General features: G+C 64.3%; 27 protein-coding genes. 13 read left to right on the plus strand and 14 right to left on the minus strand.

What is annotated here, in order from left to right; genetic code table 11:
- The 7 genes from VRZ77_RS11035 to VRZ77_RS11065 are packed head-to-tail and all read left to right on the plus strand — an operon-like array spanning position 1 to position 5,572.
- Positions 1 to 222, plus strand: coding sequence for a hypothetical protein (locus tag VRZ77_RS11035; protein WP_414592704.1), 222 nt, complete (start codon positions 1 to 3; stop codon positions 220 to 222).
- Positions 219 to 683 (plus strand): hypothetical protein, encoded by a 465-nt coding sequence (locus VRZ77_RS11040; RefSeq protein WP_414592705.1) that lies wholly within the window; start codon positions 219 to 221, stop codon positions 681 to 683. The genes VRZ77_RS11035 and VRZ77_RS11040 overlap by 4 nt, the downstream gene beginning before the upstream one ends.
- Positions 683 to 2,809, plus strand: a complete 2,127-nt coding sequence (locus VRZ77_RS11045; protein ID WP_414592706.1) for a DDE-type integrase/transposase/recombinase — start codon at positions 683 to 685, stop codon at positions 2,807 to 2,809. The genes VRZ77_RS11040 and VRZ77_RS11045 overlap by 1 nt, the downstream gene beginning before the upstream one ends.
- A gap of 24 nt (positions 2,810 to 2,833) precedes the next feature.
- Positions 2,834 to 3,592: an AAA family ATPase gene (locus tag VRZ77_RS11050; protein WP_414592707.1), complete on the plus strand. Its 759-nt coding sequence runs from the start codon at positions 2,834 to 2,836 to the stop codon at positions 3,590 to 3,592.
- Positions 3,592 to 4,329, plus strand: a complete 738-nt coding sequence (locus VRZ77_RS11055; RefSeq protein ID WP_414592708.1) for a hypothetical protein — start codon at positions 3,592 to 3,594, stop codon at positions 4,327 to 4,329. The genes VRZ77_RS11050 and VRZ77_RS11055 overlap by 1 nt, the downstream gene beginning before the upstream one ends.
- The gene (locus tag VRZ77_RS11060) at positions 4,326 to 4,559 is read left to right on the plus strand and encodes a tail protein X (protein ID WP_414592709.1); all 234 of its coding nucleotides are present in this window, start codon (positions 4,326 to 4,328) and stop codon (positions 4,557 to 4,559) included. Before VRZ77_RS11055 ends, VRZ77_RS11060 begins: the two co-directional genes overlap by 4 nt.
- On the plus strand, positions 4,559 to 5,572 hold the full coding sequence (locus VRZ77_RS11065) for a phage late control D family protein (protein WP_414592710.1): 1,014 nt from the start codon (positions 4,559 to 4,561) through the stop codon (positions 5,570 to 5,572). Before VRZ77_RS11060 ends, VRZ77_RS11065 begins: the two co-directional genes overlap by 1 nt.
- A 199-nt stretch (positions 5,573 to 5,771) precedes the next feature.
- Here VRZ77_RS11065 and VRZ77_RS11070 read toward each other — a convergent pair whose 3' ends face one another.
- The 4 genes from VRZ77_RS11070 to VRZ77_RS11085 all read right to left on the minus strand — a co-directional run bounded on the left by VRZ77_RS11070 (position 5,772) and on the right by VRZ77_RS11085 (position 9,362).
- A complete protein-coding gene (locus VRZ77_RS11070; protein ID WP_414592711.1) occupies positions 5,772 to 6,629 on the minus strand; it encodes a DNA adenine methylase in 858 nt (285 codons plus the stop codon).
- 67 nt (positions 6,630 to 6,696) lie between these two features.
- Positions 6,697 to 8,187, minus strand: a complete 1,491-nt coding sequence (locus tag VRZ77_RS11075) for a hypothetical protein (protein WP_414592712.1) — start codon at positions 8,185 to 8,187, stop codon at positions 6,697 to 6,699.
- A 299-nt stretch (positions 8,188 to 8,486) separates the two neighbouring features.
- Complete coding sequence (locus tag VRZ77_RS11080) at positions 8,487 to 9,077, minus strand: SCO family protein (RefSeq protein ID WP_414592713.1); 591 nt, start codon at positions 9,075 to 9,077, stop codon at positions 8,487 to 8,489.
- 60 nt (positions 9,078 to 9,137) lie between these two features.
- Positions 9,138 to 9,362, minus strand: a complete 225-nt coding sequence (locus tag VRZ77_RS11085) for a hypothetical protein (RefSeq protein ID WP_414592714.1) — start codon at positions 9,360 to 9,362, stop codon at positions 9,138 to 9,140.
- A 159-nt stretch (positions 9,363 to 9,521) separates the two neighbouring features.
- Here VRZ77_RS11085 and VRZ77_RS11090 point away from each other — a divergent pair, with 159 nt between their 5' ends.
- Together VRZ77_RS11090 and VRZ77_RS11095 are read left to right on the plus strand one after the other, a co-directional pair.
- On the plus strand, positions 9,522 to 10,136 hold the full coding sequence (locus VRZ77_RS11090) for a PAS-domain containing protein (RefSeq protein ID WP_414592715.1): 615 nt from the start codon (positions 9,522 to 9,524) through the stop codon (positions 10,134 to 10,136).
- 50 nt (positions 10,137 to 10,186) lie between these two features.
- The gene (locus VRZ77_RS11095; protein ID WP_414592716.1) at positions 10,187 to 11,683 is read left to right on the plus strand and encodes a putative bifunctional diguanylate cyclase/phosphodiesterase; all 1,497 of its coding nucleotides are present in this window, start codon (positions 10,187 to 10,189) and stop codon (positions 11,681 to 11,683) included.
- Between the two features lie 10 nt (positions 11,684 to 11,693).
- Here VRZ77_RS11095 and VRZ77_RS11100 read toward each other — a convergent pair whose 3' ends face one another.
- Both VRZ77_RS11100 and VRZ77_RS11105 read right to left on the minus strand, forming a co-directional pair.
- Positions 11,694 to 12,641: a 2-hydroxyacid dehydrogenase gene (locus VRZ77_RS11100; protein ID WP_414592717.1), complete on the minus strand. Its 948-nt coding sequence runs from the start codon at positions 12,639 to 12,641 to the stop codon at positions 11,694 to 11,696.
- Between the two features lie 142 nt (positions 12,642 to 12,783).
- Positions 12,784 to 13,794 carry a zinc-binding alcohol dehydrogenase family protein gene (locus VRZ77_RS11105; RefSeq protein ID WP_414592718.1) on the minus strand — a complete coding sequence of 337 codons (1,011 nt, stop codon included), beginning with the start codon at positions 13,792 to 13,794 and terminating at the stop codon, positions 12,784 to 12,786.
- 187 nt (positions 13,795 to 13,981) lie between these two features.
- Between VRZ77_RS11105 and VRZ77_RS11110 the strand changes: the two genes are divergently transcribed.
- A complete protein-coding gene (locus tag VRZ77_RS11110; protein ID WP_414592719.1) occupies positions 13,982 to 14,332 on the plus strand; it encodes a winged helix-turn-helix transcriptional regulator in 351 nt (116 codons plus the stop codon).
- A 110-nt stretch (positions 14,333 to 14,442) separates the two neighbouring features.
- On the plus strand, positions 14,443 to 15,957 hold the full coding sequence (locus VRZ77_RS11115) for an acetyl-CoA hydrolase/transferase family protein (protein ID WP_414592720.1): 1,515 nt from the start codon (positions 14,443 to 14,445) through the stop codon (positions 15,955 to 15,957).
- On the opposite strand, the gene VRZ77_RS11120 is transcribed toward VRZ77_RS11115, so the two are convergent.
- The 8 genes from VRZ77_RS11120 to nthB form a co-directional block, all read right to left on the minus strand.
- Complete coding sequence (locus VRZ77_RS11120) at positions 15,954 to 16,523, minus strand: histidine phosphatase family protein (RefSeq protein ID WP_414592721.1); 570 nt, start codon at positions 16,521 to 16,523, stop codon at positions 15,954 to 15,956. The two genes, VRZ77_RS11115 and VRZ77_RS11120, sit on opposite strands and share 4 nt — an antisense overlap.
- Positions 16,524 to 16,545: 22 nt before the next feature.
- Complete coding sequence (locus VRZ77_RS11125; RefSeq protein ID WP_414592722.1) at positions 16,546 to 17,199, minus strand: hypothetical protein; 654 nt, start codon at positions 17,197 to 17,199, stop codon at positions 16,546 to 16,548.
- Positions 17,196 to 17,954: a CbtA family protein gene (locus tag VRZ77_RS11130; protein ID WP_414592723.1), complete on the minus strand. Its 759-nt coding sequence runs from the start codon at positions 17,952 to 17,954 to the stop codon at positions 17,196 to 17,198. Before VRZ77_RS11130 ends, VRZ77_RS11125 begins: the two co-directional genes overlap by 4 nt.
- A gap of 11 nt (positions 17,955 to 17,965) precedes the next feature.
- Complete coding sequence (locus tag VRZ77_RS11135; RefSeq protein WP_414592724.1) at positions 17,966 to 18,187, minus strand: CbtB domain-containing protein; 222 nt, start codon at positions 18,185 to 18,187, stop codon at positions 17,966 to 17,968.
- 77 nt (positions 18,188 to 18,264) lie between these two features.
- Positions 18,265 to 18,873: a DUF1097 domain-containing protein gene (locus VRZ77_RS11140; protein ID WP_414592725.1), complete on the minus strand. Its 609-nt coding sequence runs from the start codon at positions 18,871 to 18,873 to the stop codon at positions 18,265 to 18,267.
- A gap of 17 nt (positions 18,874 to 18,890) precedes the next feature.
- On the minus strand, positions 18,891 to 19,229 hold the full coding sequence (locus VRZ77_RS11145) for a nitrile hydratase accessory protein (RefSeq protein ID WP_414592726.1): 339 nt from the start codon (positions 19,227 to 19,229) through the stop codon (positions 18,891 to 18,893).
- Between the two features lie 10 nt (positions 19,230 to 19,239).
- On the minus strand, positions 19,240 to 19,869 hold the full coding sequence (nthA, locus tag VRZ77_RS11150) for a nitrile hydratase subunit alpha (RefSeq protein WP_414592727.1): 630 nt from the start codon (positions 19,867 to 19,869) through the stop codon (positions 19,240 to 19,242).
- Positions 19,870 to 19,935: 66 nt separating this feature from the next.
- The gene (nthB, locus tag VRZ77_RS11155; RefSeq protein ID WP_414592728.1) at positions 19,936 to 20,610 is read right to left on the minus strand and encodes a nitrile hydratase subunit beta; all 675 of its coding nucleotides are present in this window, start codon (positions 20,608 to 20,610) and stop codon (positions 19,936 to 19,938) included.
- Positions 20,611 to 21,126: 516 nt separating this feature from the next.
- Between nthB and VRZ77_RS11160 the strand changes: the two genes are divergently transcribed.
- Positions 21,127 to 22,281: a transporter substrate-binding domain-containing protein gene (locus tag VRZ77_RS11160; RefSeq protein ID WP_414592758.1), complete on the plus strand. Its 1,155-nt coding sequence runs from the start codon at positions 21,127 to 21,129 to the stop codon at positions 22,279 to 22,281.
- Positions 22,281 to 22,931 carry an ANTAR domain-containing response regulator gene (locus tag VRZ77_RS11165; protein WP_414592729.1) on the plus strand — a complete coding sequence of 217 codons (651 nt, stop codon included), beginning with the start codon at positions 22,281 to 22,283 and terminating at the stop codon, positions 22,929 to 22,931. The genes VRZ77_RS11160 and VRZ77_RS11165 overlap by 1 nt, the downstream gene beginning before the upstream one ends.
- Positions 22,932 to 22,959: the final 28 nt, after the last annotated feature.

A 22,959-nucleotide genomic window follows, 5' to 3' on the forward strand; every position in this document is an offset into this window, starting at 1 on the left:
ATGCGCGTTGTCCTTGCCCAGCAGATCGAGGAAGTCGGCACCACGCTCGAAGAGCGGCGCGTCGAGTACAGCAGCAAGATCGCACGCCGGCAGCTCGGCGTTTCGCTTGCCGATTTCCGCGTGCGCCGCCTCACGGCCGCGCAACGGACGCTCGAATGGCTCCAGCGCAACGAGATGCTGATCCGCCAGCGGTGCCCCGAACTGTTCGGAGGCGAGGAATGAACCGCCGCCGCGACACCCGGACCCTTGACCTGTTCGCCGACTGGACGCCGCCGGCGGTCACCGACCGGCCGGACGAACGCGTGCTGTGCGCCCGCACCCTGCGCGAGCGCATCGCGCTGGCGGTCGCCGAGGTGCTGGACGGCTGCAAAGAAAAGTCGCGCGAACAGATCGCCGAGGAAATGACCGAGTACCTCGGCGGCGAGGCGGTCTCCAAAGCCATGCTCGACAATTACGCCTCTCAGGCCAAGGACGAACACACCATTTCCTACGGCCGCCTCGTCGCGTTGTGTGCGGTCACCGGCGACCATCGTCCGCTCCAGCTCGCCCTCGATCCGCTCGACCGGGTCAGCATCGAGACGCGCTATGTCGGCGCCATTCAGGAGGCCATGGCGCGCGAGCAGATGGAGCGCCTTGACCGCATTGCCCGCGCCGGGCGCCGCCAATGGCGGGGTGTGCGCTGATGCGGGAGCTGTCGATCGGCGAGATCGCCGACATCCTCAGTTTGACCAAGCGTGCGACCGAAATGCGCGCAACCCGGGAAAGCTGGCGCTATCGCGTTGGCACTGGCACCGGCCGGCCTCGCTTCTACGACCTCGCTGATCTGCCCCAGGATGTTCGTATCGCCTGTGCGTCGGCGCAGCTTTCGGCGATCGACGTCCCGCTGCCGGTGGCTCAAGCCGCCGAGGCCGAGCCGGAAGCCGAACGGCTCTCCAGCGCGGCCGCCGAGGCGCGGGACGCACGGCTGGCCATCATGGTGGCGCTTGACCGTTTCACCCGAGAGGGAGGGTTGTCGCGCGCCCGCGCCGACGCGCTGTTCTGCAAAGGCTATGAGGCGGGCTCGATCGAGATCGCGGAATGGGTCCGCGCGTCCGTCCGCTCCATCACGCCGCGCACGCTTTTCCGCTGGCGCGCCGCCCGAAAGGCCGGAGAGACGCACCGCCTCGGCGTCGACAAAGGCGCCGCCCGTCGCGGCCGTGGCGCGCTCGACGTGGCGAATGACGGCGATGTCAGGGCGGTGATCCTCGCCCATATGGCGCAGAACCCGTTCCTCTCGGCCGACCATATCCGCACCGTGGTGAAGGACCGCTTCGGCGAGGTGCTCGATATCGGCGACGACGTGGTGCCGTTGCCGTCCGTTCGCACCTTTCAAATCGCTTTGAAGACGTGGCGCCGGACCTACGCCGCCGAGTTGATGGCGCTGACCAATCCCGACGCGTTCAAGGACCGCCTGCGCGTTTCGGGGCGCACTGCGCATCTTGTGAGCCGCTGCAACGAACTCTGGGCGATCGACGCGTCGCCGGCCGATGTACTCACCAAAGATGGCCGCTACAGCATCTATGTCGCGATCGACGTGTTCTCGCGCCGCCTGATGATCCATGTGACCAAGACGCCCCGCTCGGCAGCGGTGTGCATGCTCATGCGCCGCGCCATCATCGCCTGGGGCGTGCCCGAGCGGGTGAAAACCGACAACGGCTCGGACTTCGTGGCGAAGGCCACCCAGCGCGTCATGGCCGGCCTCGGCATCGAGGTCGAGCTCTCCGCTCCCTTTTCGCCCTGGCAGAAGGGCACGATCGAGCGGGCCATCGGCACGGTGCAGCGCGACCTGATGCGCACGCTGCCGGGCTTCATCGGTCATTCGGTATCCGACCGCAAGGCGATCGAGGGGCGCCGCGCCTTCGCCCAACGCCTCGGCTGCGACCCGGACAAGGCGTTCGTGGTCGACCTGACGCCGGACGAGCTCCAGGACTACGCCACCCGTTGGGCCGAGGATCGCTATGCGCATCGGCCGCACAGCGGCCTCGGCGGTCAAACCCCCTTTGCCGTCGTCAGCGCCGACCGCACCACGGTTCGTCGGCCGGATATCCGCGCGCTCGACATGCTGCTGGCGCCCATCGCCGGCTCCAACGGCATCCGCGTGGTCGGCAAGGAAGGCGTCCAGATCGACTACACCAAGTACGTCGTCGCGGCGGTGCCTGTCGGCACCGAAGTGCTGGTGCGCATGGACCCGGCAAACTTGGGGCGAGCCTTCCTGTTCGATACGGCTGGAGAGGCCTATCTCGGCGAGGCGATCGCCCCCGAGCTCGCCGGCATTGACCCGGCCGAGGCGGTCCGCCGCGCTCAGGCCGAGCAGAAGGTGCTGATCGCGGAGCGCACCAAAGAGCTGCGCAAAATCAAGATCAAGCCGCGCGACGTTGCAGATGCGATCCGCCGCGAGGCGTCCGGCCATGCGGCGACGCTGCTGTCCTTCCCGAAACGCGAAGCCGCCTACACCACGCCGGCACTTGACGCCGCCGCCGAGGCGATGGCTCCGCCGGCGCCGCCCGCGCCGATGCCGATTGAGATCCGCGAGCTCCAGCAGCGCCTGCTGGCCGAGGAAAACGTCACCCCGATCCGCCGCGAAGAAAACCCGCATGACCGCTGGAAGCGCGCCGTGGCCATCGCCGAGCGCATGGGCGCCGGTCAGCCGGTCGCGCCGGCCGATGTGCTTTGGCTGGGCGGCTACCGCGAGGGTTCGGAATTCAGGGGGTTCGCCCTGACCTATGGCGACCCGCTGGAAAAAGAAAACCCGGCCGAAGCCGGGATTTGAAAGTCAAATTAAGGAGAAGGCAGAATGACGACGAGCATGGGGCAGGTCAAGGGGCCGATTGCACTCAAGAATGTCGCCAGCTTCATGGCTTTGACCTCGAAGCTGATCGATCGGAAGCCGCACCTTCCGGGCATCGGTGTCTGCCACGGGCCATCGGGCTACGGGAAAACCTATGCCTCGATCTTCGCTCAGAACCGGACGCGCGCGGTGCGTGTAGAGGTTGGCGAGAGCTGGACGCGCTCGACGCTGCTGCGCGCGATCATGTTCGAGCTCGGTATCGAGCCTCGTGGAACTGTCGCCACCATGGCGGAAAAGGTGAAGGGCGAGCTCGGCAGCGACCCGCGCCGACCGTTGATCATCGACGAGGCCGACAAGCTGGTCGACAAGGGCTTTATCGAGCTGGTACGCGAGATTCAGGAGCATTCCGGCGCGCCGGTCATCCTGATCGGCGAGGAGAAGCTTGCCTCCAAGATCGAGCGCGTTGAACGCGTGGCGAACCGCGTCCTCGACTGGATGCCGGCTCAGGCATGCGACATCGAGGATACGGCCGCGCTGGCCGCAGCTTTCTGTGCCGGGCTCACGATCGAGCCCGCTCTGCTTGACGAAATCCGCCGGCAGAGCGCCGGGCGCGCCCGGCGTATCGTGGTCAACCTAGACGCGGTGACCGAGATCGCGCGCAATCGCGGCATCACTCATGTCGACCGGGTAGCTTGGGGGCGCCGTGACTATTACACGGCCAAGGCGCCTCGGGTGCGCGAAGCCAAAGACTTGGCGGTGGCGTGATGACCGGGCGCCGCTCCATGCCGGAGCTTCATCAAATCCGCCTCTCGATCCCGCTTGGCTTCGAGGATTACTGGTCGATCATCCGCGACCTCGACACGGCCGGCCCGTGGACGATCGCGATGATCGTCCAGCAGACCCGCACGCATCACGAGGTCGTCGGCCGCTATGTGCGCCGGCTCCGAAAGGGTGGTTTTGCCGAGGTCGTCGGTCATATCGACCGCGGCGGAATGCCCGCTGTCCCTCAGTATCGCCTGACCTCGCGTCCCTCGGCTGCCCCGCGCCTGCGCGAGGATGGCTCGCAGTGCCCACCGACCCAGCAGGAGCAGATGTGGGTGGCGATGCGCAACCTCGCGCAGTTCGACGCGCGGGAGCTCGCTTACGCCGCGAGCACCGACGTGGTGCGGGTTAACCTCGCTGCCGCGAAGAGCTACGTCGCCCGGCTCAATGCGGCCGGCTACCTGATCGAGGTTCGCCCGAGCAACGGCCGCACGCTGGCGCTCTGGCGGCTGAAGCCCGCCATGAACACCGGGCCGGCGGCGCCAAAGGTCATGCACACGCGCCTCGTGTGGGACCCGATCCGGGTCAGCCAGTTGATGGGGCTCGCCCTCCCCATGCTTTCCATGGGCAGCGGCTTCGTGGCGAGCGTGCTCGGATCCTACGTCGTCGAGCGGGTGACCGATCTCTCTGAATTCGACGGCCAGATGATCGGCTTCGATGTCGAGCTGAGGACCACATGAGCACGGTGGACCGCATCTATCGCGTGGCGAGCGACGGCGAGCGCCTGGACCGCATCGCCCGTGACCAGCTGGGGACTGAGAAGGGTGGCACGGTCGAGGCGATCCTCGATCTCAATCCCGGCCTTGCGGCGAAGGGGCCATTCTTTGCCGCCGGCACCCGCATCAAGTTGCCGCCCCGCGCCGCGGCCGAACCAAAGCGCGCCAGCGTGCCGCGTATCTGGGGCGATTGATGCGCACGCCGATTTTCCAGCTGTTCAAAGGCGGGCAGAATCTCATGTCCTCGATGGCGCCCTATTTCCTGGGCGCCTCGCTCACCGACGAGGTGGGATGGAAGAACGACGAGCTCGCCGTCACGCTGAACGACTATCTGCGCCAGCTGCCGCTGCCGAAGAAAGACGATCTGATCTTCCCTTACGCCGGCTATGCGGAGACCGGCGTCTTTCCGCTCGGCGCGTTCAAGGTGCAGGGCTGGCAAACCGGCTGGCAGCCGGGCGCTGTCGAGGCCATGACGATGACGGCCCGCGCCGCGACCTATACCGGGCCGGTGAAGGCCGGCGGGGCGCAGCATTGGGATGACACCACGCTCGGCGCGATCCTGTCAGATACCGCCCGCGCTGCCGGTCTGACGCTGGCGGTCGACCCGGCGCTGGCGGATATCACCATCCCTTACGCGCTGCGATGGGAGTCCAGCCCGATCGATTTCGCAATGCGGCTCGCCGCCGAATATGGCGGCGTCGGCAAGCCCGCCGGCGAGCGGCTCTCGGTCGTGCGCCAGGGCGCCGGAACTGACGCGAAGGGCGCATCGCTACCCCTCATTCGCGTGAGCCGGCTCGGCAGCGGCGGTTGGAATATCGAGGGCGAGCCGCGACCGCAGCAAGGCACCGTGGCGGCCAGTTGGCACGATGCCGGCGGCGGGCGGCGCGAAAGCGCGCAGCAGGCGACGGGACGCCGGGGGCCGATGCATAGCGTGATGCACCCTCGCGCCTCGCAAACCGAAGCGGCGGCAGCGGCAGCGGCGCGGGCGCGGGAGCTCAACATGCTCACCGGCAGCGGCTTCTTCGTCACCGAGTTCGATCCGGCCTTCTCTGCCGGCGCCATGGTGGAAGCGAGCGGGTTCGGCGACGGGGTCGACGGGAGCTGGCCAAGCGAGCGGATTTCGACCGAATGGCGCAAGGGCGACGCGGTGATGAGCACGATCGACGTGACGCAGAAGCCCGAGGGCGGAGAGGAGGGAGACGAGTGACGGGGTCCGGCTTTCACCGGCGCCGCGAGCAGTGCACAGACATGACCGCCACCCCGTGCCGCGTGGTTGGGCGGCGAGTTTAATACCCTGACGGCTATTGTTATCGAGTTTTTCCGGAAGGTGGAGAGGCTCGCGCGCGGCATAGACGTCACTGCCAAGCTTGATCAATGGTCATAACGATCTGCGCGTCTTGGTCCCGTCATGCAGCGATACCTCTCCAAACCTCCAGCTTGGGGGGGGAAACGACACCGGGTCCGAAGATCATAACTTCTGAACCTTCGTATCGTGCACGGGCGGACCAACTGAGTGCGAATTGTTCCTTCCTATAAGAATCATACAGCTCAAGAATGGCTGGGACATGATCATATGACATGATCCATTTTTGACGAATATTGCTCACAATTTTTGCAATAGATATGTGATCAGATTCTTTATAATGATTCTGATATAATTTTTTACCTTTTGTGTAATATGGAGGATCAAGATATATAAGCGATCTTTTTGGAATTTTTTTCAGAGTACTAGTAATAAAATATGATGCATCTTGGTTGTATAGGTGTATCCGACTTTTATAGTCAGCTATTTTTTCGATTCGGGAAATTAGGTCATCTTTTTTATATCTAGCGTCAATTTTCCACATGCCGCTTTGATCGTTTCCACCAATAGCGCCGCCCGAAATGATGCCAGATCGGTTGGTGCGGTTGAGGAAGAACGTAGAAAATCCAAGCTCCAGAACTCCGGCATCTTGGTCTCTTTGGATGAGTTTCTGCCGGGCTCTCTCGTCCAACGTGACCGGACGATCTCGGATAAGCTTACATAGATCATCGTTATGATCTAGTGCGGCCTTCCAGAAGGCATGGACGGATCGATTTAAGTCGTTAATGTGGATGTCCTGAACATATTCTAAATATAGCAACGTTAGTGCGATGCCTGCTCCGCCGGCGTAGGGCTCTACGTAGTGGCCACCAACGAGGTCGTTCAGTCTCAGGATTTCAACTGCATATTGTGCCAAGCGCGCTTTGCCGCCCGGATATCTCAAAGGCGTGTTGAACTGCATCGCTGCCCCTCAGGAATATGTGACAGTTTACAGGGGAAGGCGGATGCTGGCCAGCACGAGAGCGCCACTATATGCTCTCATGAATGCGTTTTAGGAGCGGATGCCAGCGCTGCCATGCCATCTTCAGCTCCTGCGCGTTCAGTAAGTGATTTCGGTCGTGCATCGCACGATGAAGGGAGCGCACCGAATGCATATGTCCAAAATCCTCCGATATCCCATTTTGGGCGTCACGGAGATCAGGCTCGTCCTTATTTGGGTCGACCCGCGCGAGCACCTTGCGAACTTTAACTTCCAAGCCAGTACCTATCGCACTCCAACCAGGCCCTGAAGGCCTCACGTTGTGATGCTCCAGGTATGCTTCGCACGAGAGTTCCAAAAAAACGCGCAATAACATAGCGGCGGCATTCGGTCTCTCTTCAACTTTAATCTGTTTGCATTCCTTATAGAGGCCCGGCAACCGCACGCCTTTGACATGCAGGGCATATTCACCTTCGGTGGGCGCCAACGTAGCGCGGCTCAGAGGATCGCGATGAGATGACCGACGAGAGGATTTTGCGCTATCTGCGCGAGCGTCAGCTGTTTTGCTTCGCGTGGTAGCTGATGTGTCGCCGCCCTCGGATACATGACCGCCGCCTGAATCGTCGGCTTCTGTCTTCTCGTCCCGGAGCGCTCCTTCTTCGAACTCCTCACCGCTGTCGCGGTCCTCTCGGTGAAAGGGCGCGAGCAACTTTTCGAGGGTGGTCAGTCGTTCCTCTTCCGACTTTATCTTGTTCACTGAAACAGCCGCACCGGCGAGCACTGCCTTCAGGATCTGTGCTCCCCGCTGGCCGTCAGCGCCAAATTCGACCGTATAAGGATGAGTGGCTCGTATTTTGATGCCGTAGTCCCCGGCTTTTGATCGAGAGAATGTACTCAGGAGGCGGTCTGCATTCGTCGTGCGCTCATAAAGTCCCAAATGTTCGGCGAAAGATTCGATCGTACCTGAAGTAATATGCTCCATTACAACCATGGATAAATTGCGTCGAACCTTCTTATGCTTGTTGGCTCGGTCCTGCGCAAACGGGTCCCAAGCTTCTAATCCCTTTCCATCTTGATCATTTGTGTGGCGACGATACACATCGGGGCGAGCGGCCTCCGTCGATGGATAGAGTACGGCGCGCACCTGAGTGATCTTTCTTTTCTTGTAATCGACCGAAAGCTCTCGAAAGCGCCTCGCCCATTCGGTTCCCTCAGCGAGCGCCGGGTGTCCCAATATCTTGAGAGCAGTAATTCGGCGGTTTCCCTCGCAAACAACGTATTTACCTAGAAATTCAGGCCTCGGATCTGGTGCAACCCAGATGAACTCACCCCGGCTTAGGCCGAACTCAACAATTTCCTCGGCCAATGCAACAAGTTTCTTGCCTTGCTTTCTAAGCATTGCTTTGATAGCAGATGGTTGATCGAGGTTCGGCTCCATTCTGAAGTTGTCCTCATCAACCAAAAGGTTAACGACGCGAAACACCTTTACGTCGGCCACACTGACAGTGCGTCGCGTGCTGCTCACCGCCTGATCTGCCACTGAATCGGCTCCTGAATGTTTATCGCTAGGTATAGACAACCCAGCGATGAGTCAAAATTTGAAGCGCCGACCGCATGCCGCGAGCGGCTTCCCAGGAATCACACAGCGTTCTGATCTAACGGTCGTATGACCACGCCTGAGCCCCATCGCACGCTGACATTTGATCCTGCGCGGACTGACATATGATCTTGCGCGCTACATCATCGTGGCGCCGCAGCGCTGGGAGAAGACCGAGCACGGCCTCGCCCGCACGTCGCGGCGCGCGCGCATCCGAACCGGACGGCTGACGGTCCGCCGGCTCACAAATAGCGGCGCAAATCCTCGGCGACGGCCTCGGACGGGCGCTTAAGGTTGAACGGCGCGATGAACTCGCCATCCTTGCCCATCAGATAGATGATCGCGGTGTGGTCCATCGTGTAGTCACCACCCTGGGTCGGCACCTTCTTGGCATAGACGCGATAGGCCTTTGCGACGGCGGCCACCTGCTCGGGCGTCCCGGATAGGCCCTGAATGCTGGGGTGAAAGCTGCCGAGATAGGATTTCATCACCTCCGGCGTATCCCGCTCCGGGTCCACCGTGATGAACAGGCCGGTGATCTTGCGCGCATCCGGCCCCAGCGCCTCGAAGGCCTGCGACATCTCGAACAGGCTGGTCGGGCACACGTCGGGGCAATGAGTAAAGCCGAAGAACACCAGGAAGGGCTGGCCGGCGAAGGTCTCCTGCGTCACCGTCTGGCCGTCCTGATCCACCAGCTCGAAAGGCCCGCCGACCGCGGAGGGGGCGGCAACCTTGTTCGCGGGCTGCGGCAGCAGCGCAAGGGCGCCCGCCACGATGGCGGCGGCCCCCACGAGGAAGGCGGCGAACAGCAGCAGAAGACGGCCTTTGAACATGGGCACCACGGCAGATTGAGGAGGAACGGGCGGCGGCAGTCAGGCGCCGTCAGGCAGGCATCAGAAGCAATAGGCGATGCCGGCGCTCACCAAGTCGAAGAAAACGGCGGCACCGTGACGCGCCCACAGGCCGATCGCCGCAGCCAGAACCAGCACGCCGGCAGCGCCCAGAATCCAGCGGCTGGCGCGCGTGCCGGACGCTTCCGCAGGGGAACGATTCGCCTCCAATGTCGCCTCCAGCCATCGCGCGTTTGCACGATGTAAAGCCTGTTGGTTCAAAACCAAACCTCGTCTCCGATGAGGCTTGCCCGGTCCGACGAATAGTAATCAAATACGCTCAGGCCTGAACAGAGCGATAAAGCAGGCGTGAAGAGCGGGTGGGACGTGTTTCGGGCGGACTTGGCAACACCACCCGAGGCGAGCAAAGCGGGCGAGCCGGTCAACATGAGCAAGGCGGGACGTTCCGGCCGTCTGAGCGAACGCGACCCCTCGCCGGGGCGTTCGGTCGCCGTGCCGGCACGGCTGATCGGCCTCAACGCCGCGCTCGATGCCATGAGCGAAGGCTTCGCCCTGTTCGACGAGGCCGACCGGCTGGTGGTGCACAACCGCCGGCTGGAGGAACTGTTTCCGTTCCTCGGCAACATGCAGGGCCTCACCTTCGCGGAAATCGCCGCGCACGAAATGGCCAGCGTGCCGCAGAACGCCCTGGGCGGGATCGACGAGCGCCAAGCCGTGCTGTCCGAGCGGCTCCAGCGCCATGACCTTGCCGACGGCGAACCCTTCGACATTCCGCTCGCCGGCGGCGGCTTTGCGCGCGTGCGCGAGCGGCGCACCCGCGAAGGCTGGATCGTGTCCACCTGGACCGACATCAGCCAGCACAAGCTCGCCGAGCGCAAGCTGCTCGAAGCCATCGGCGGCATCAATGAAGGTTTCCTGCTGCTGGATGCCGGCGAGCGCGTCCTGCTGTTCAACCAGCGCATGGCGCAGCTTTTCGCCATGCCGGGGTCAGCCTACAAACCGGCCGGCGGCTGCCCGACCTTCTGCATCAGGCCGCGCTGAAAGGGCTGTTCGCCGAGCCGGTCAACGATCCCGAGCACCTGATCGCCTTCATGGGCGCCCGGTTCGGCGAGGCCGAGGAGCGTCGCTTCGAAATTCCGCTGAGCAACGGCGACTGGATGCTGGTGAGCCACCACCGCATGGCCGACGGCAATACGGTCGGCATCTGGACCGACGTCACCGCCCAGAAGAAGCGCGAGATAGAGCTCATCCTGCTGCGCAGCCAGCTCGAACAGCAGAGCGAAGCGCTGGCGGAATTCGCGCGGCTGATCGCCCGCCAGGCCCGTGCCGACCAGCTGACTGGCCTGCCGAACCGCTTCGCGCTGGAAGAGCGACTCGACAGCGTGCTGCGCGACGGCCAGACCCGGCGAATCTGGGTCGGCTTCATCGATATCGACCATTTCAAAGGCGTCAACGACGCGCTCGGCCACGCCGCGGCCGACGATCTCCTGCGCGACGTCGCCCATTTCCTGCGCGGCCTGCTGCGGGCCGACGACATGCTGGGGCGGGTCGGGGGCGACGAATTCGTGGTGATCCTGACCGAGCTCGACGAGACTGAGGTGGTGCGCATCATGCGCCGCATCAACGCCGCCGCGCATGGCCACAGCTTTGTCGGCGGCGGGCGGAGCTTTTCACTCACGCTCAGCATCGGGCTGGTCCATGCTACGCCCGGCAGCCATAGCGTCTCCAGCCTGCTCGCCACTTCCGACACCGCCTGCCGCGTCGCCAAGGAAGCCGGCCGCGACCGGGTGCAGCTCTACGACCTCGCCGATCCGCGCGTGAACGTCACGCAGCAGCGCCTGAGCTGGGCGGAGCGCGTGCGCCTTGCGCTGGAGCACGACCGTTTCGAGCTGCACCTGCAAGCCATCGTCGACGACAGCCGCGCGGTACTCGGCTACGAGGCACTGCTGCGCATGCGCGACGAGAACGGCGCCTATTGCAGCCCGGCCCATTTCCTTCCCGCCGCGCGCCGGCTCGGGCTGATGGGCCGCATCGACCTCTGGGTGTGCCGGCGGGCCGCCGAGGTCGCGAACCGGCTGCTGGCGCGCGGCCGGCATCAATATGTCTCGGTGAACATCGGCGCCGGCACGCTGGCGGACCCCGCATTCCAGAGCAATTTCATCGGCATGCTGGAGATGACACCGGGCATCGAGCAGGCCCTGCGCGTCGAGATCACCGAGACCGAGGAGGTCGACGACCTTCAGCAGACCGTCGCCTTCCTCGATGTGCTGCGCGCACGCGGCCTGCGGCTTTATCTCGATGATTTCGGCCATGGCTACAATTCGTTCGAGACGCTCAAGCAGCTTCCTGTCGACGGCATCAAGATCGACTGGACCGTGACCCGCGACATGATGGACGACCCGATCAACGAGGCGCTGATCAAGGCGGCAATCTCCATCTCCCAGTCGCTCGCTCTCGAACTGGTGGCGGAGGGCGTGGAGCGCGAGGCGCAGCTCGACAAGCTGCGCAGCCTTGGTGCGGTGATTTATCAGGGCTTCCTGTTCCACCGGCCGGAAGCTGCCCGAAACGCGCTGGCGGCCACCGAGTAAAGCGGGCCTCTCAATAGCCGCGGGCGGGCTCGACCTCATGCAGCGGCGGCAGGCCACGGCGCACGCGCCGGATGCTCTCTGCGACGTTCTTCGCCGCTAGCGCCGGCACGGTGATGCTGGCGAGGTGCGGCGTGATCAGCACATTGTCGAGCGACCACAGCGCATGCCCGGCCGGCAGCGGCTCCTGTTCGAACACGTCGAGCGTCGCCTCGCCGATCGCGCCCGAGCGCAGCGCGGCGATCAGCGCATCCTCGTCGACCAGTGCGCCGCGCGAGCAGTTAACGAACTTGGCGCCCCTCGGCATCAACGCCAATTCCTTCGCGCCGAGCATGTGGCGCGACTGCGGAGTGAGCGGCAGCAGGCAGACCACGATCTCGCTGGTCGACAGCAGCGTCTCCAGCCCCTCGCGCCCGGTCAGCGTCTCGACGCCCTCGATGGCCTTGGGCGAGCGCGACCAGCCGGAGACAGAAAAGCCCATGGTGGCAAGCATACGCGCCGCCGCCGCGCCGAGTTCGCCGAGCCCGAGCACGCCGACCTTGATCTCGAACAGCGGCCGCGGGTGGACATAGTCCCACTCTCCGCGCCGCTTGGCGCGCTCGAACACCGGGATGTCCCGGGCATAGCGGGTGACGGCGAAGACGACATAGCTCGTCATCATCGCCACCATGCCGGGATCGGAGAGCCGGGAGAACTTCACCGGCACCAGGTCGTCGCGCCCCATCAGCGCATCGACCCCGGCGCCGAGATTGACCACCAGCTCCAGATTGGGAAACCGGGCGAAAAAGCCGTCCGGCGGCACCCAGGTGAGCGCGTAGCGGATATCGCGCGGATCGCCCACCTCGGGGTCGACGCGGAAATCGAGGTCCGGCAGCTCGGCGGTCAGCGCCTGGCGCCACGCCACCGGGTCGTCGACCGGGCTGTAGAACACCAGCGCGTCCGGGCTTGCAGCCTCGCTCATGCCGACACGCGCCCGCGCGGGCTCCACTCACAGGCTGCGCTGCTCACACCGGATACTCCCCTGCCCGCGCCGCCCCGTATCAGGGGCGGCGACTCATCTCGTCGAGCATAAGGGCAGATGTGCCGCTGGGAACCGGGCGGCCTCAGTCCGCCCAGCCTTCCAGCACGACCTTGCCGATCGAGCGCCCGCTCTCCAGCGCCGCATGGGCACGCTTGAGATTGGCGGAGTCGATGGTGCCGAAATTGGCGCCCAGCGTGGTGCGCACCGTGCCGGCATCCACCAGCTGCGCCACCTCCGTCAGCAGGTCGTGCTGCGCGCTCATGTCCGGGGTCGCAAACATCGAGCGGGTGAACATGAATTCCCAGTGAAGCGACAGGCTCTTGGGCTTGAGCGGGATGATGTCGAGACTCTTCGGATCGTCAATCAGCGCGATCCGCCCCTGCGGCCGGACCGCCTTAACGATCGCGGCCCAGTGTCGGTCGGTGGCGTTGAGGCTGAACACATAGTCAACCTCGCCGAGCCCCGCGCTTGCCAGTTCCTCGCTCAGCGGGCGGGAATGGTCGATCACGGCATGGGCGCCGAGCGCTTCCAGCCATTCCCGGCTTTCCGGCCGCGAGGCGGTGCCGATCACGGTGGCGTCGGTGAGCTGGCGCGCGAACTGCACGGCGAGCGAGCCGACACCGCCCGCCGCGCCCACGATCAGCAGCTTGCCCGCGCCGTGCTTCGGCAGTTGCAGCCGGTCGAACAGGCCCTCCCACGCGGTGATGGCGGTCAGCGGCAGCGCGGCGGCTTCGGGATAGGAGAGCGACGCGGGCTTCTTGCCGACAATGCGCTCGTCGACGATCTGGAACTGCGCGTTGGAGCCGGGGCGGTTGAGGTCGCCGGCATAGAACACGGCGTCGCCCGGCCGGAACAGGCTCACCTCGGCCCCCACCGCCTCGACCACGCCAGCCGCGTCCCAGCCGAGGATGACGGGCGCGTCTGCGGTGCCCTGCCGGCGCATGCGGACCTTGGTGTCGACCGGGTTGACCGAGATCGCCTCGACCCGCACCAGCAGATCACGCGGGCCGGGCACGGGCGTGGCGGTCTCGAAATCGAAAAGCGAGCGCGCCTCGTCGATGGCGAGGCTGTCGATATAGCCGACGGCTTTCATGGCGGAGATTCTCCGAGTTTAAGACATGTGAGCCGCACTGTCGTCATTCCGGCGAAACCCGCAAGAACGCACGAGAACGTCGCCAGGTATCCGGAATGAAACCGCCTATACGCCCCGTCCACGGCACGCGCGGGCATGATATAACGCCTCGTTCCTGTCTCGATCATGAAACGGCACGAGAACGGCGATGGCCAAACGTCACCAATATCTCCAGGGCACCGGATGCCCGGTCGAGCGGACGCTGGAGATCATCGGCGCCAAGTGGAAGGGCGCCATCCTCTATCATCTGCTCGACGGCGAACAGCGCTTCAGCGAATTGAAGCGGCGCATGGCTCGCGTCAGCCAGCGCATCCTCGCCAAGGCGCTGCGCGAGCTGGAAGCCGACGGCGTGATCGACCGCACCGTCTACCCGACCGTGCCGCCGCAGGTCGGCTACCGCCTGACGGCGGAAGGGGAAAAGCTGCGCCCCGCCCTCCTCGCCATGGCGAGCTGGGGCCGCGCGCGGGGCGCCGGGCCGGTGATGCTCGCCGCGGAATAGGTATGCATCGCCGTCATAGGTAGGTTACCTATCCCCGAAAGTCGCATCGCGACGCCTCGCGACACGGTCTAGTGCCTCCTCAAAAGCCTGATGACGTTGAGGAGCGCCCCATGTCTTCCGCCATGTACCCCGACACGTATCGCGAGCGTATTCGCCAGTCTTCGCTCTGGGAGAAGATCGTTAGCGCCGAACAAGCCGCGAGCTTGATCCAGGACGGCATGACGGTCGGCATGAGCGGCTTCACCCGCGCGGGCGAGGCCAAGGCGGTGCCGATGGCGCTGGCCCAGCGCGCACGGACCGAGCCGCTCAAGATCACGCTGATCACCGGCGCCTCGCTCGGCAACGACCTCGACAAACAGATGGCCGAGGCGCACCTCTTGTCGCGCCGCATTCCGTTCCAGTCCGATCCGGCGCTCCGCAAGGCGATCAATGCCGGTGAGGTGATGTTCATCGACCAGCACCTCTCCGAGACCGTCGAGCAGCTGCGCACCCGGCAGATCGGCCCGGTCGACATCGCGGTGATCGAGGCGGTGGCCATCACCGAGCAGGGCGGCATCATCCCCACCACCTCGGTCGGCAATTCCGCGAGCTTCGCCATCCTCGCACCCAAGGTGATCGTCGAGATCAACCTGTCGCAGCCGACCCTGCTGGAAGGGCTGCACGACATCTACATCCCGACCCAGCGTCCGGTGCGCCATCCGATTCCCATCGTCGCGCCGGAGAACCGGATCGGCCTGCCCTTCATCCCGATCGACCCGGCGAAGATCGCGGCGATCGTGATCACGACCAAGCTGGATTCCTCCTCCACCGTGCTGCCGCCGGACCCGGAGACCGCCGCCATCGCCGGCCACCTCACCGAACTGCTGAAGCACGAGGTGACGGTCGGCCGGCTCACCAACAGGCTACAGCCGCTGCAGGCCGGCATCGGCACCATCGCCAACGCGGTGATGCATGGGCTGATCGCGAGCCCGTTCCACAACCTCACCATGTATTCCGAGGTGTTGCAGGATTCGACCTTCGACCTGTTCGACGCCGGCAAGCTCGACTTTGCCTCCGGCTCCTCGATCACCCTGTCGCAGGCCAAGTATCAGGCCGTGCTGCCGGACTTCGCCCGCTACAAGCCGAAGCTGGTTCTGCGCCCGCAGGAGATTTCCAATCACCCGGAGATCATCCGCCGCCTCGGCATCATTGCGGTCAATACAGCGCTGGAGTTCGACCTCTACGGCAATATCAACTCCACCCATGTCGGCGGCACCCACATGATGAACGGCATCGGCGGCTCCGGCGACTTCGCGCGCAATGCCTATCTCTCGGTGTTCGTCACCAAGTCGATCGCCAAGGGCGGGGCGATTTCCAGCGTGGTGCCGATGGTGTCCCATGTCGACCACACCGAGCACGACGTCGATATCGTGGTGACCGAGCAGGGCCTCGCCGACCTGCGCGGCCTCGCCCCGCGCGAGCGGGCGCGCCTCGTCATCGCCAATTGCGCGCACCCGGACTACCGCGACGCGCTCACCGATTATGTCGAGCGCGCGCTGGCCCGCGGCGGGCAGACGCCGCATATCATCGAGGAAGCCTTGAGCTGGCACGCCGCCCTGCGCGAAACCGGCTCGATGCGCCGCTAAGCGCTCCGGCCGACGGCCTGTGCCGGAAGCCGCATGATCCAGCGGCGTCCATCGCTGACCAAGGTCACCGAGCTCATCGGCTCGATATCTATACGCCGGAAGGAGCTGGCTGGGGCCCCGAGCGCGTGGAGCATGCAGGCCTTGATGACCGAACCCGGCGCGACGGCGATGGTCCTGCCGGAAAGTGTGGTGCATCCCGCAAGCCAGGTGCCGACGCGCTCAAGGAGAGCTTCAACGGACTCCCCTCCATGGGGCGTCGCGGACGGCTCGACGGTCCAGGCTCGCAAGCCATCCGGATCCGATTGCGCGATATCCTGGAGCGTACGCCCACGCCACGACCCGAAATCCATCTCCGCCAGTTCGGGCTGAACGTCGATGTCGAGGCCGAGCGCCGTGGCGCTCTGGAGCGTGATCGGATCCGGTCCGCACCAGAATCGCTCGCCCCTGAGCGCCGACCCCGAGATCGGCAACAACGCGCCGTCCTCGATGTTGTCCGGGATGTCACCGCCCGGAAAGACGGGACGCTTGGGCCGGTAGGCGCAGATCATGAGCAGTCGATGCGTCATCGAACGGTTTCCGGCGCGGCGGTCAGGCGGACGATGAACCGGGCTTGCGCGCAGGCCGCCGCATCGAACTGGCAGCGAGGCCGCCGCTGGCCACGACCAGCACCGATCCCAGGGCGATGAAGGCACATGCGGGATCGCGGACGACCTCGGCCAATTGGGGGCGGACGAGGGATGCGGTGTCGAAGCTGTCCCCACTCGACGAGCATATTTCACCGGCCTCCGGCGTCACGAGCTTCCGCGCTTCCAGCCGCTCAAGGATCTCGGTCGCCGCGCCTGAACTCGCGGGTTCGCGGCTCATGACCACGAGGAGTTGCTTCGCGGTCGCCAGATAGGCATGGGCACAGGCATTGAACGGGCTGTCCTCGCGCGTGACACCTCCGGGCGCGAGGCCCCAGAAGCAATAGGCCAACTGGACGCCATAGTGATTGTAAAGCCGCCGCATCGAGCCGTCGGTGGCGGCCTGACGTTTCGCCAGAGCGACGATCTCGTCGAGCCGTTCGTCGACCAGCGCCATCTCGCCATGCGAGATCGCGGGGATCGGCAGGCCGGCAGGTGGGCCGCCGCCTGCCCCGCCGGAATGTGCGAACGCCACGCCCGGGCCGGACATGAACGCGACGACAGCCGCGACCCGGGCGAGACGCCCGAGCCGCGACAGCTGGCATGTGCCCTTCGTCACCGGAAGGCACTCGCGCTCGCCGCGCGGCGCGGCGCGACATGCTTGAGCGAGACACCCTCGGTAATCGCGCCGAACAGCAGGCCGATCGCGGCCCAGAGCACCGCCTGCACGCCGATCGAGGAGATACGGAAGTTCCAGAGCATGGCCGGCGAGAAGGCGGCCGGGATCTCCTCGATCGTCGGCAGCGCCGCGAACATCACCGCGACGACGGCCACGTAGACGAAGCCGGCCACCGTCGCGCCGTTCCAGCCGCCCATCCGCTCGGCAAGGCGCCGAGCGAACATGACGGAGGCGATCATCAGCACGAGCGAGAACACCATCATGGTGAAGAACAGTTCGGTACGCGCCACGATCGTGTCGGCGCTGCCGACGGCAGGAGGGTTGGCCGGATATTTCAGCTGCGGGACGATGACGATCGCGACGAAACCCAGGATCGCGATCAAGGCCGAGACCGAGCGCGGGCTGAGGCGTCCGAGCCGGCCATTCGTGAAGGCGAAAGCCAGCGCGAACAACCCGCCGATCGCGGCGCCGTAGACCACGAGGCCGGTGAAGAGACCGGCCCCCGCCTGCGTGGCGCGGCTCACGATATCCGGCTCTTCCGCGCCGGTCATCGCGTCCGCGGCGTGGCTGGCATGTGCCTCGAACGCGATGGCATAATCCACCCAAGGCTCTCCGAAGACCTTGGCGAAGCAGAAGGCGAGAAGGCCGGCGGCCACGCCGACGATCATGCCCCTCAAGAGTAGGTTGCCGACCATCTCGCTCTCCGTCAGTGGCAGGGGAAGCCGAGCAGGTGGCGGCCGTCATGCACGAATTCGTGCACGTAGGAACCACCCATCAGCGACGTGGCTCCTTCTTCCGCACCGACGAAGTAGACGGTGAGAAGGAGCATGAGGCCGCCGAAGACGGCCCAGGGCAGGATCGCCGACACCGGGATCGGCTCGGCGCGCGCCGAGCTCGGCGCGGTGTTGGCGTGTACGATGCTGGTCATGTGAACTCTCCTGAGTTGGATCGTTGGAAGGAATGCCGCACGGGGATCCGTGCGGGGAATTGGCCGCGGCGGACCGATCAGCGGACGCTGACGGACGGTTTCGGCGTGAGCCCGTGGATCAGGCCCGCGAGCTTTGCCGAGGCGAAGGCGAAGCACGCTCCGATGATCATCGAGAACGAGACGATCAGCAGGGCGTTCTGCCCGGATGCCGACAGCATGGCGGTCGGCGTAAAGGCGTCCGGGTTCTGGGTCAGGAAAGAGAACGTGCAGGCGTATCCGTAGGTGACGGCCGGGATCGACGAGAAGTGCTGGATGTGGGCCGCCAGAATGTAGAGCGTGATCGAGGCGGCGACGATCGTCGCACCGAGCACCGGACCGGGACCGATGGTGGCGAGTGCGAGCCCCGCGCCCCAGGCCACCAGCACCCCGAACAGATTCGAGACGACAGTGGTCCGGAAAGCCGCGGCATCACCGCCGGAGTGGTAGAAGCAGGCCCAGGCCACGAACGCCGCCCAGATCAGAAAGGCGTTGGTTGCGAGGAACAGCCACGTGCAGATGCCCCCGAGCAGGCCCACGCTGATTGAGAGAGGGATGATCATGGTTTGCGCCCTTTCGAGACGCGTGAGGACAAGGCTCCGCCGTTCCGGCACGCGCGTGACGCGCCGGTCGGCGAAGAGTCGGGTCAAACCGGCTCGCGTGGAGGTCAGATGACCTCGTCGCGGGTGCGGTGGAGAAACTCTTCCGTGCGCTGGTCGAGCTCCGCGTGGTCGATCAACCCTTTCGCGAGAACGAGCTTCTCGAAGGCCGCGAGCCAGTGCTCGTAATAGCTCCAGGTCTCGTCGCCCGGCACGTGGGTCTTGTCCCACTCGCCGATGGTGCTGATCAGGCTTTTGCGGAAGTCCTCGTAGGGGTAGGACTTGGCCTCGGCGAGCGCGAGCACCATGCCGAAGGCGCGGCCCTGCCAGGGCTCGTCGAACTTCAGGCTCTCGCAGTTGCGCGGAATAGCCTCGCGGCCGGTGAGATCCTCGATATAGCCGTCCATCTCACCCCCCTCAGGCCGTTGCCAGACCAAGGCCCTGCATGGCCTCGGTCGAGACGAGCGCAGCGAGCTTCTCTTCCGACCAACCTTCGGTGCCGGCGGGGCGCTCGGGGATCACGAAGTAACGGACCTGAGCGCTCGAGTCCCAGATCTCGATCTTGTGGTCTTCCGGCAATGTCACGCCGAAATCCGACAGCACGCCGCGAGGCTCGCGCACGATACGGGCGCGGAACACAGGGTCCTTGAACCAGTAGGGGGGCAGGCCGAGCAGCGGCCACGGCCAGCACGAGCAAAGCGTGCAGCACACAACATTGTGGGTGCCGGGCTTGTTCTCGACGACCTTGAGGTTTTCGCCCTCGATACCATCGCGCATGCCGAGTTCGGCGATGGCCATGTTGGCGTCAGCGAGAAGGCGGGCCTTGAAGGCCGGGTCGGTCCAGGCCTTGGCCACGACCTTGGCGCCATTGAAGGGGCCCATTTCGTGCTCGAAGAAATTGATGACCCGGTCCACCGTGTCGGTGCCGATGAGACCCTTCTCGCGAAACAGGGACTCCAGTGCTTTGGTGCGCGCGGCGTAGTAGCTCTCGCTCTCGCGCAGGTGGTGGTGGTGGTGGTCGTGATCGTGGTCGTGATCGCCGCTCATGGAAATCGCCTTCTTGTTGGCGGAATTACCGCCGCTGTTATGCGTAATGGTTAAATGGAGTGAGGATCAGACGGCTTCGAGATAGACCTCGAAGCAGTCATTGTAGAGAACGTCGCCCTTGTCGGGGATGTCCTCCCAGATATCGCGCGTCTTGAACTTCACGAGATAGACCGGCTGCGCCGTGCAGATGCCATCGGTCGGCACATTGTCGGCGTAGAGATACGCGCCCTTGTAGACGGTCTCGACGACGCCAATCTTGTTGCGAAGGTAGCCCGGCAGGCGGGTGTGGACCGCGGGCGGCATATCCTTCACGCGCACCGTGTCGCCGACCTTGAAGATCGGGTTGACCGCGACGTCACGATAAGGATTCGCGCCGGTATAGAAATATTCGATGACGCGCTCGGTGATGTCCCCGTTCCCGGTGTCCGGTTGCGGCGCATCCGGGTTTTCGAGGTAGTAGCTGGTCTTGGTATCGAGTTCCTTCTCGGAGATGTAGTTCCTGGAGATCAGGAACTTGGACATTCCGCCGAGCCATTTGATGTAGTAGCGGTACTTGAAGTAATCGAGCGGGTTCATGGACTCGGCGAGGACCCGCAGGTCCGGCCACGCCCAAATCCCCGTACCCATCATCGTCGTGTGGACGGCGAAGAGTTGCGCCTCCCACGGCTCGACGAAGACGCGCTTTTCGACATCGACGGGGCCGAGATTCTCAATGCCACCGAGATAATGCTGGACCTTCATGCTTTAGCCTCCGCGATCGCTGGGCGCCGCTGCTGGAGCCGACGCCTCGAAAATAACCGGCTGCTGGTGAGGCCGCTTACGCGACGCTCATCGCAGACTTGCAAAGTCAAAGATGCCAGGCCTTCCCGTGAAGCAGCTCCAAGCAGCCAAACGCAAAAAGGCCCGTCAGCATCCTGCTGCGGGCGACTGTGCCGAGTTCCTATGAATTGCATGACTTTGCGTCTACATGGGCAGCTCTGCCCGACGCATGATTTAGACTGAACTACGCCCAATTGTCAGTCAAGCACATTTTTTGACCGATGCAGCACGCCATTTACTCACTCTCTGCCGGCGATCAGGCACCATCTCCGCTTGACAACCGCTCGCTGACGATTAAGCCTAAGAGATAGGCGCTGGGCAACGATGCCCAATCAGGCGCCATCGATGACGATTTACATGATGCGCGGGACCATTTCCGCGCCTGGCAGCGACGCCCTCAAGCCTCACGGCTCGAGGGCTTTTTTATGCGGCGACCTGATGACCACTGACACCTTCCGCATCGGCCTAATGTTCTCATCGACCGGGCCCTATGGCTCGGTCGCCGGACCTATGCTGAGTGGGGCGCTGCTCGCCGTCTCCGAGGTCAACGAGATGGGGCCGGTGCGGTTGGACCCGGTCGTCGTGAACCCTGGCGGAAACCTTTCGCGCTACGCGGCCCTGAGCACGCAATTGCTTTCGTCCGGCATCACGCAGGTCGTCGGCTGTTACACCTCATCGAGTCGCAAGGAAGTAATCCCCGCTTTCGAAAAATACGACGGAATGCTCTGGTATCCCTCGCACTACGAAGGGTTCGAAAGCTCGGATAACGTGGTCTATACCGGGGCCGCACCCAATCAGCACATCCTGCCGCTGATCGACTACCTGATGTGTTCCCATGGCAACCGGGCGTTTTGCGTCGGATCCAACTATATCTGGGCCTGGGAGAACAACCGGATACTTCGTGAAGTTGTGGTGGCCCGGGGCGGAACGGTGCTCGCCGAACGTTACCTGCCCGTCGGGGAGACCGATTTCACCAGGACCATCGAGGCGATCCTCGCGGCGCAGCCAAGCTTTGTGTTCTCCTCGTTGATCGGCGTGAGCGGGTATTCGTTCATCCGCCATCTGCGCGAGGCATGCCTCGCCCGTGGCATCGACCAGCCGACTGTCATGCCGGTGGCGAGCTGCAACCTGAACGAGCCGGACCTGATCGACATCGGCGACGGGGCGATGGATGGCCACATCAGTTCGAGCGTCTACTTCTCATCCCTGCAGACGGACGAGAGCCGGCGCTTCGTCGCGCGCTATGCCGCCGCCTATCCTGAAAAGCCGTGGGCGTCGGCAGACGCCGAGGCGTCCTACATTGCGGTGAAGCTTCTTGCGGCCGCCATGGCGAAGGCGCGGAGCGATGACATCGGCGCTGTGCGCCGGGCGCTCGCCGATCTTCGCCTCGCCGCACCACAAGGTGAGGTGCTTGTCGATTCCGAGACCATGCACCTCTATCTCACGCCCCGGATTGGTCGCTCTCGCTCTGACGCCTCGTTTGACGTGATCCGAGAGGAGCCGGCCCCGGTTCGTCCAGACCCCTACCTGGTCCGCTTTTGTGCAACGGATTACCGGGATTGTTCTCCCTCCCGGCTTCGAGTGGTGAGCTGATGGTCCAGATGCCGGTCCAGAACTTCCGTGGCATGCGAGCTGTGATCTTCGCCTCCAGCGACGGTGGCGTGGACACTTTGGCATCGGTTCTCGCCAAGCTGGGGCTCGCGGTTGAACGGCCCGGCATTCCGGCGCCCGCAAGCGCCATCGACGTCTCCAGCTTCGGCTTCGAGCGCGATGTTTTGTTCGTCGATGGCGACCTCGATGGCGTACTGGGCCCCGACGCGATCGTGAACGGCTTGCCGCCGGCACCTGTTATCGGCCTGGTGGGCGTCGAAGCCCCGGGCCGATTGAAGGGGCTGATGGCGCAAGGCGCGACCGCATTCCTGCGCAAGCCTGTCTATGCCGGCGCGGTCTACACCAACCTGTTCCTCGGCGTGAACCAGTATTTGCAGCGCAGGGCGATCGTCGACCAGCTGAGCGAGCATCAGGACCGTAGGCGGCGCAGAAGGTTGGTGATCAAGTCGATCGTGCGCATCATGGCGCAGCACGCGGTCGACGATGACGAGGCTTACGCCATCCTGCGCCGATGCAGCATGCGCAGCCGAATGAGTCTCGAGGACTACTGCGAACAGCAACTCGCCTGCCGGTCAGAGCTGACCGGAACGTCACAAGACCTGCCGCACGAGCTGACATTCGTCCGGCGCTGAACCATCAACAAGTCGATGACGGCGTTGA

This window comes from Ancylobacter sp. G4_0304, assembly GCF_047501495.1.
Lineage (GTDB): Bacteria > Pseudomonadota > Alphaproteobacteria > Rhizobiales > Xanthobacteraceae > Ancylobacter.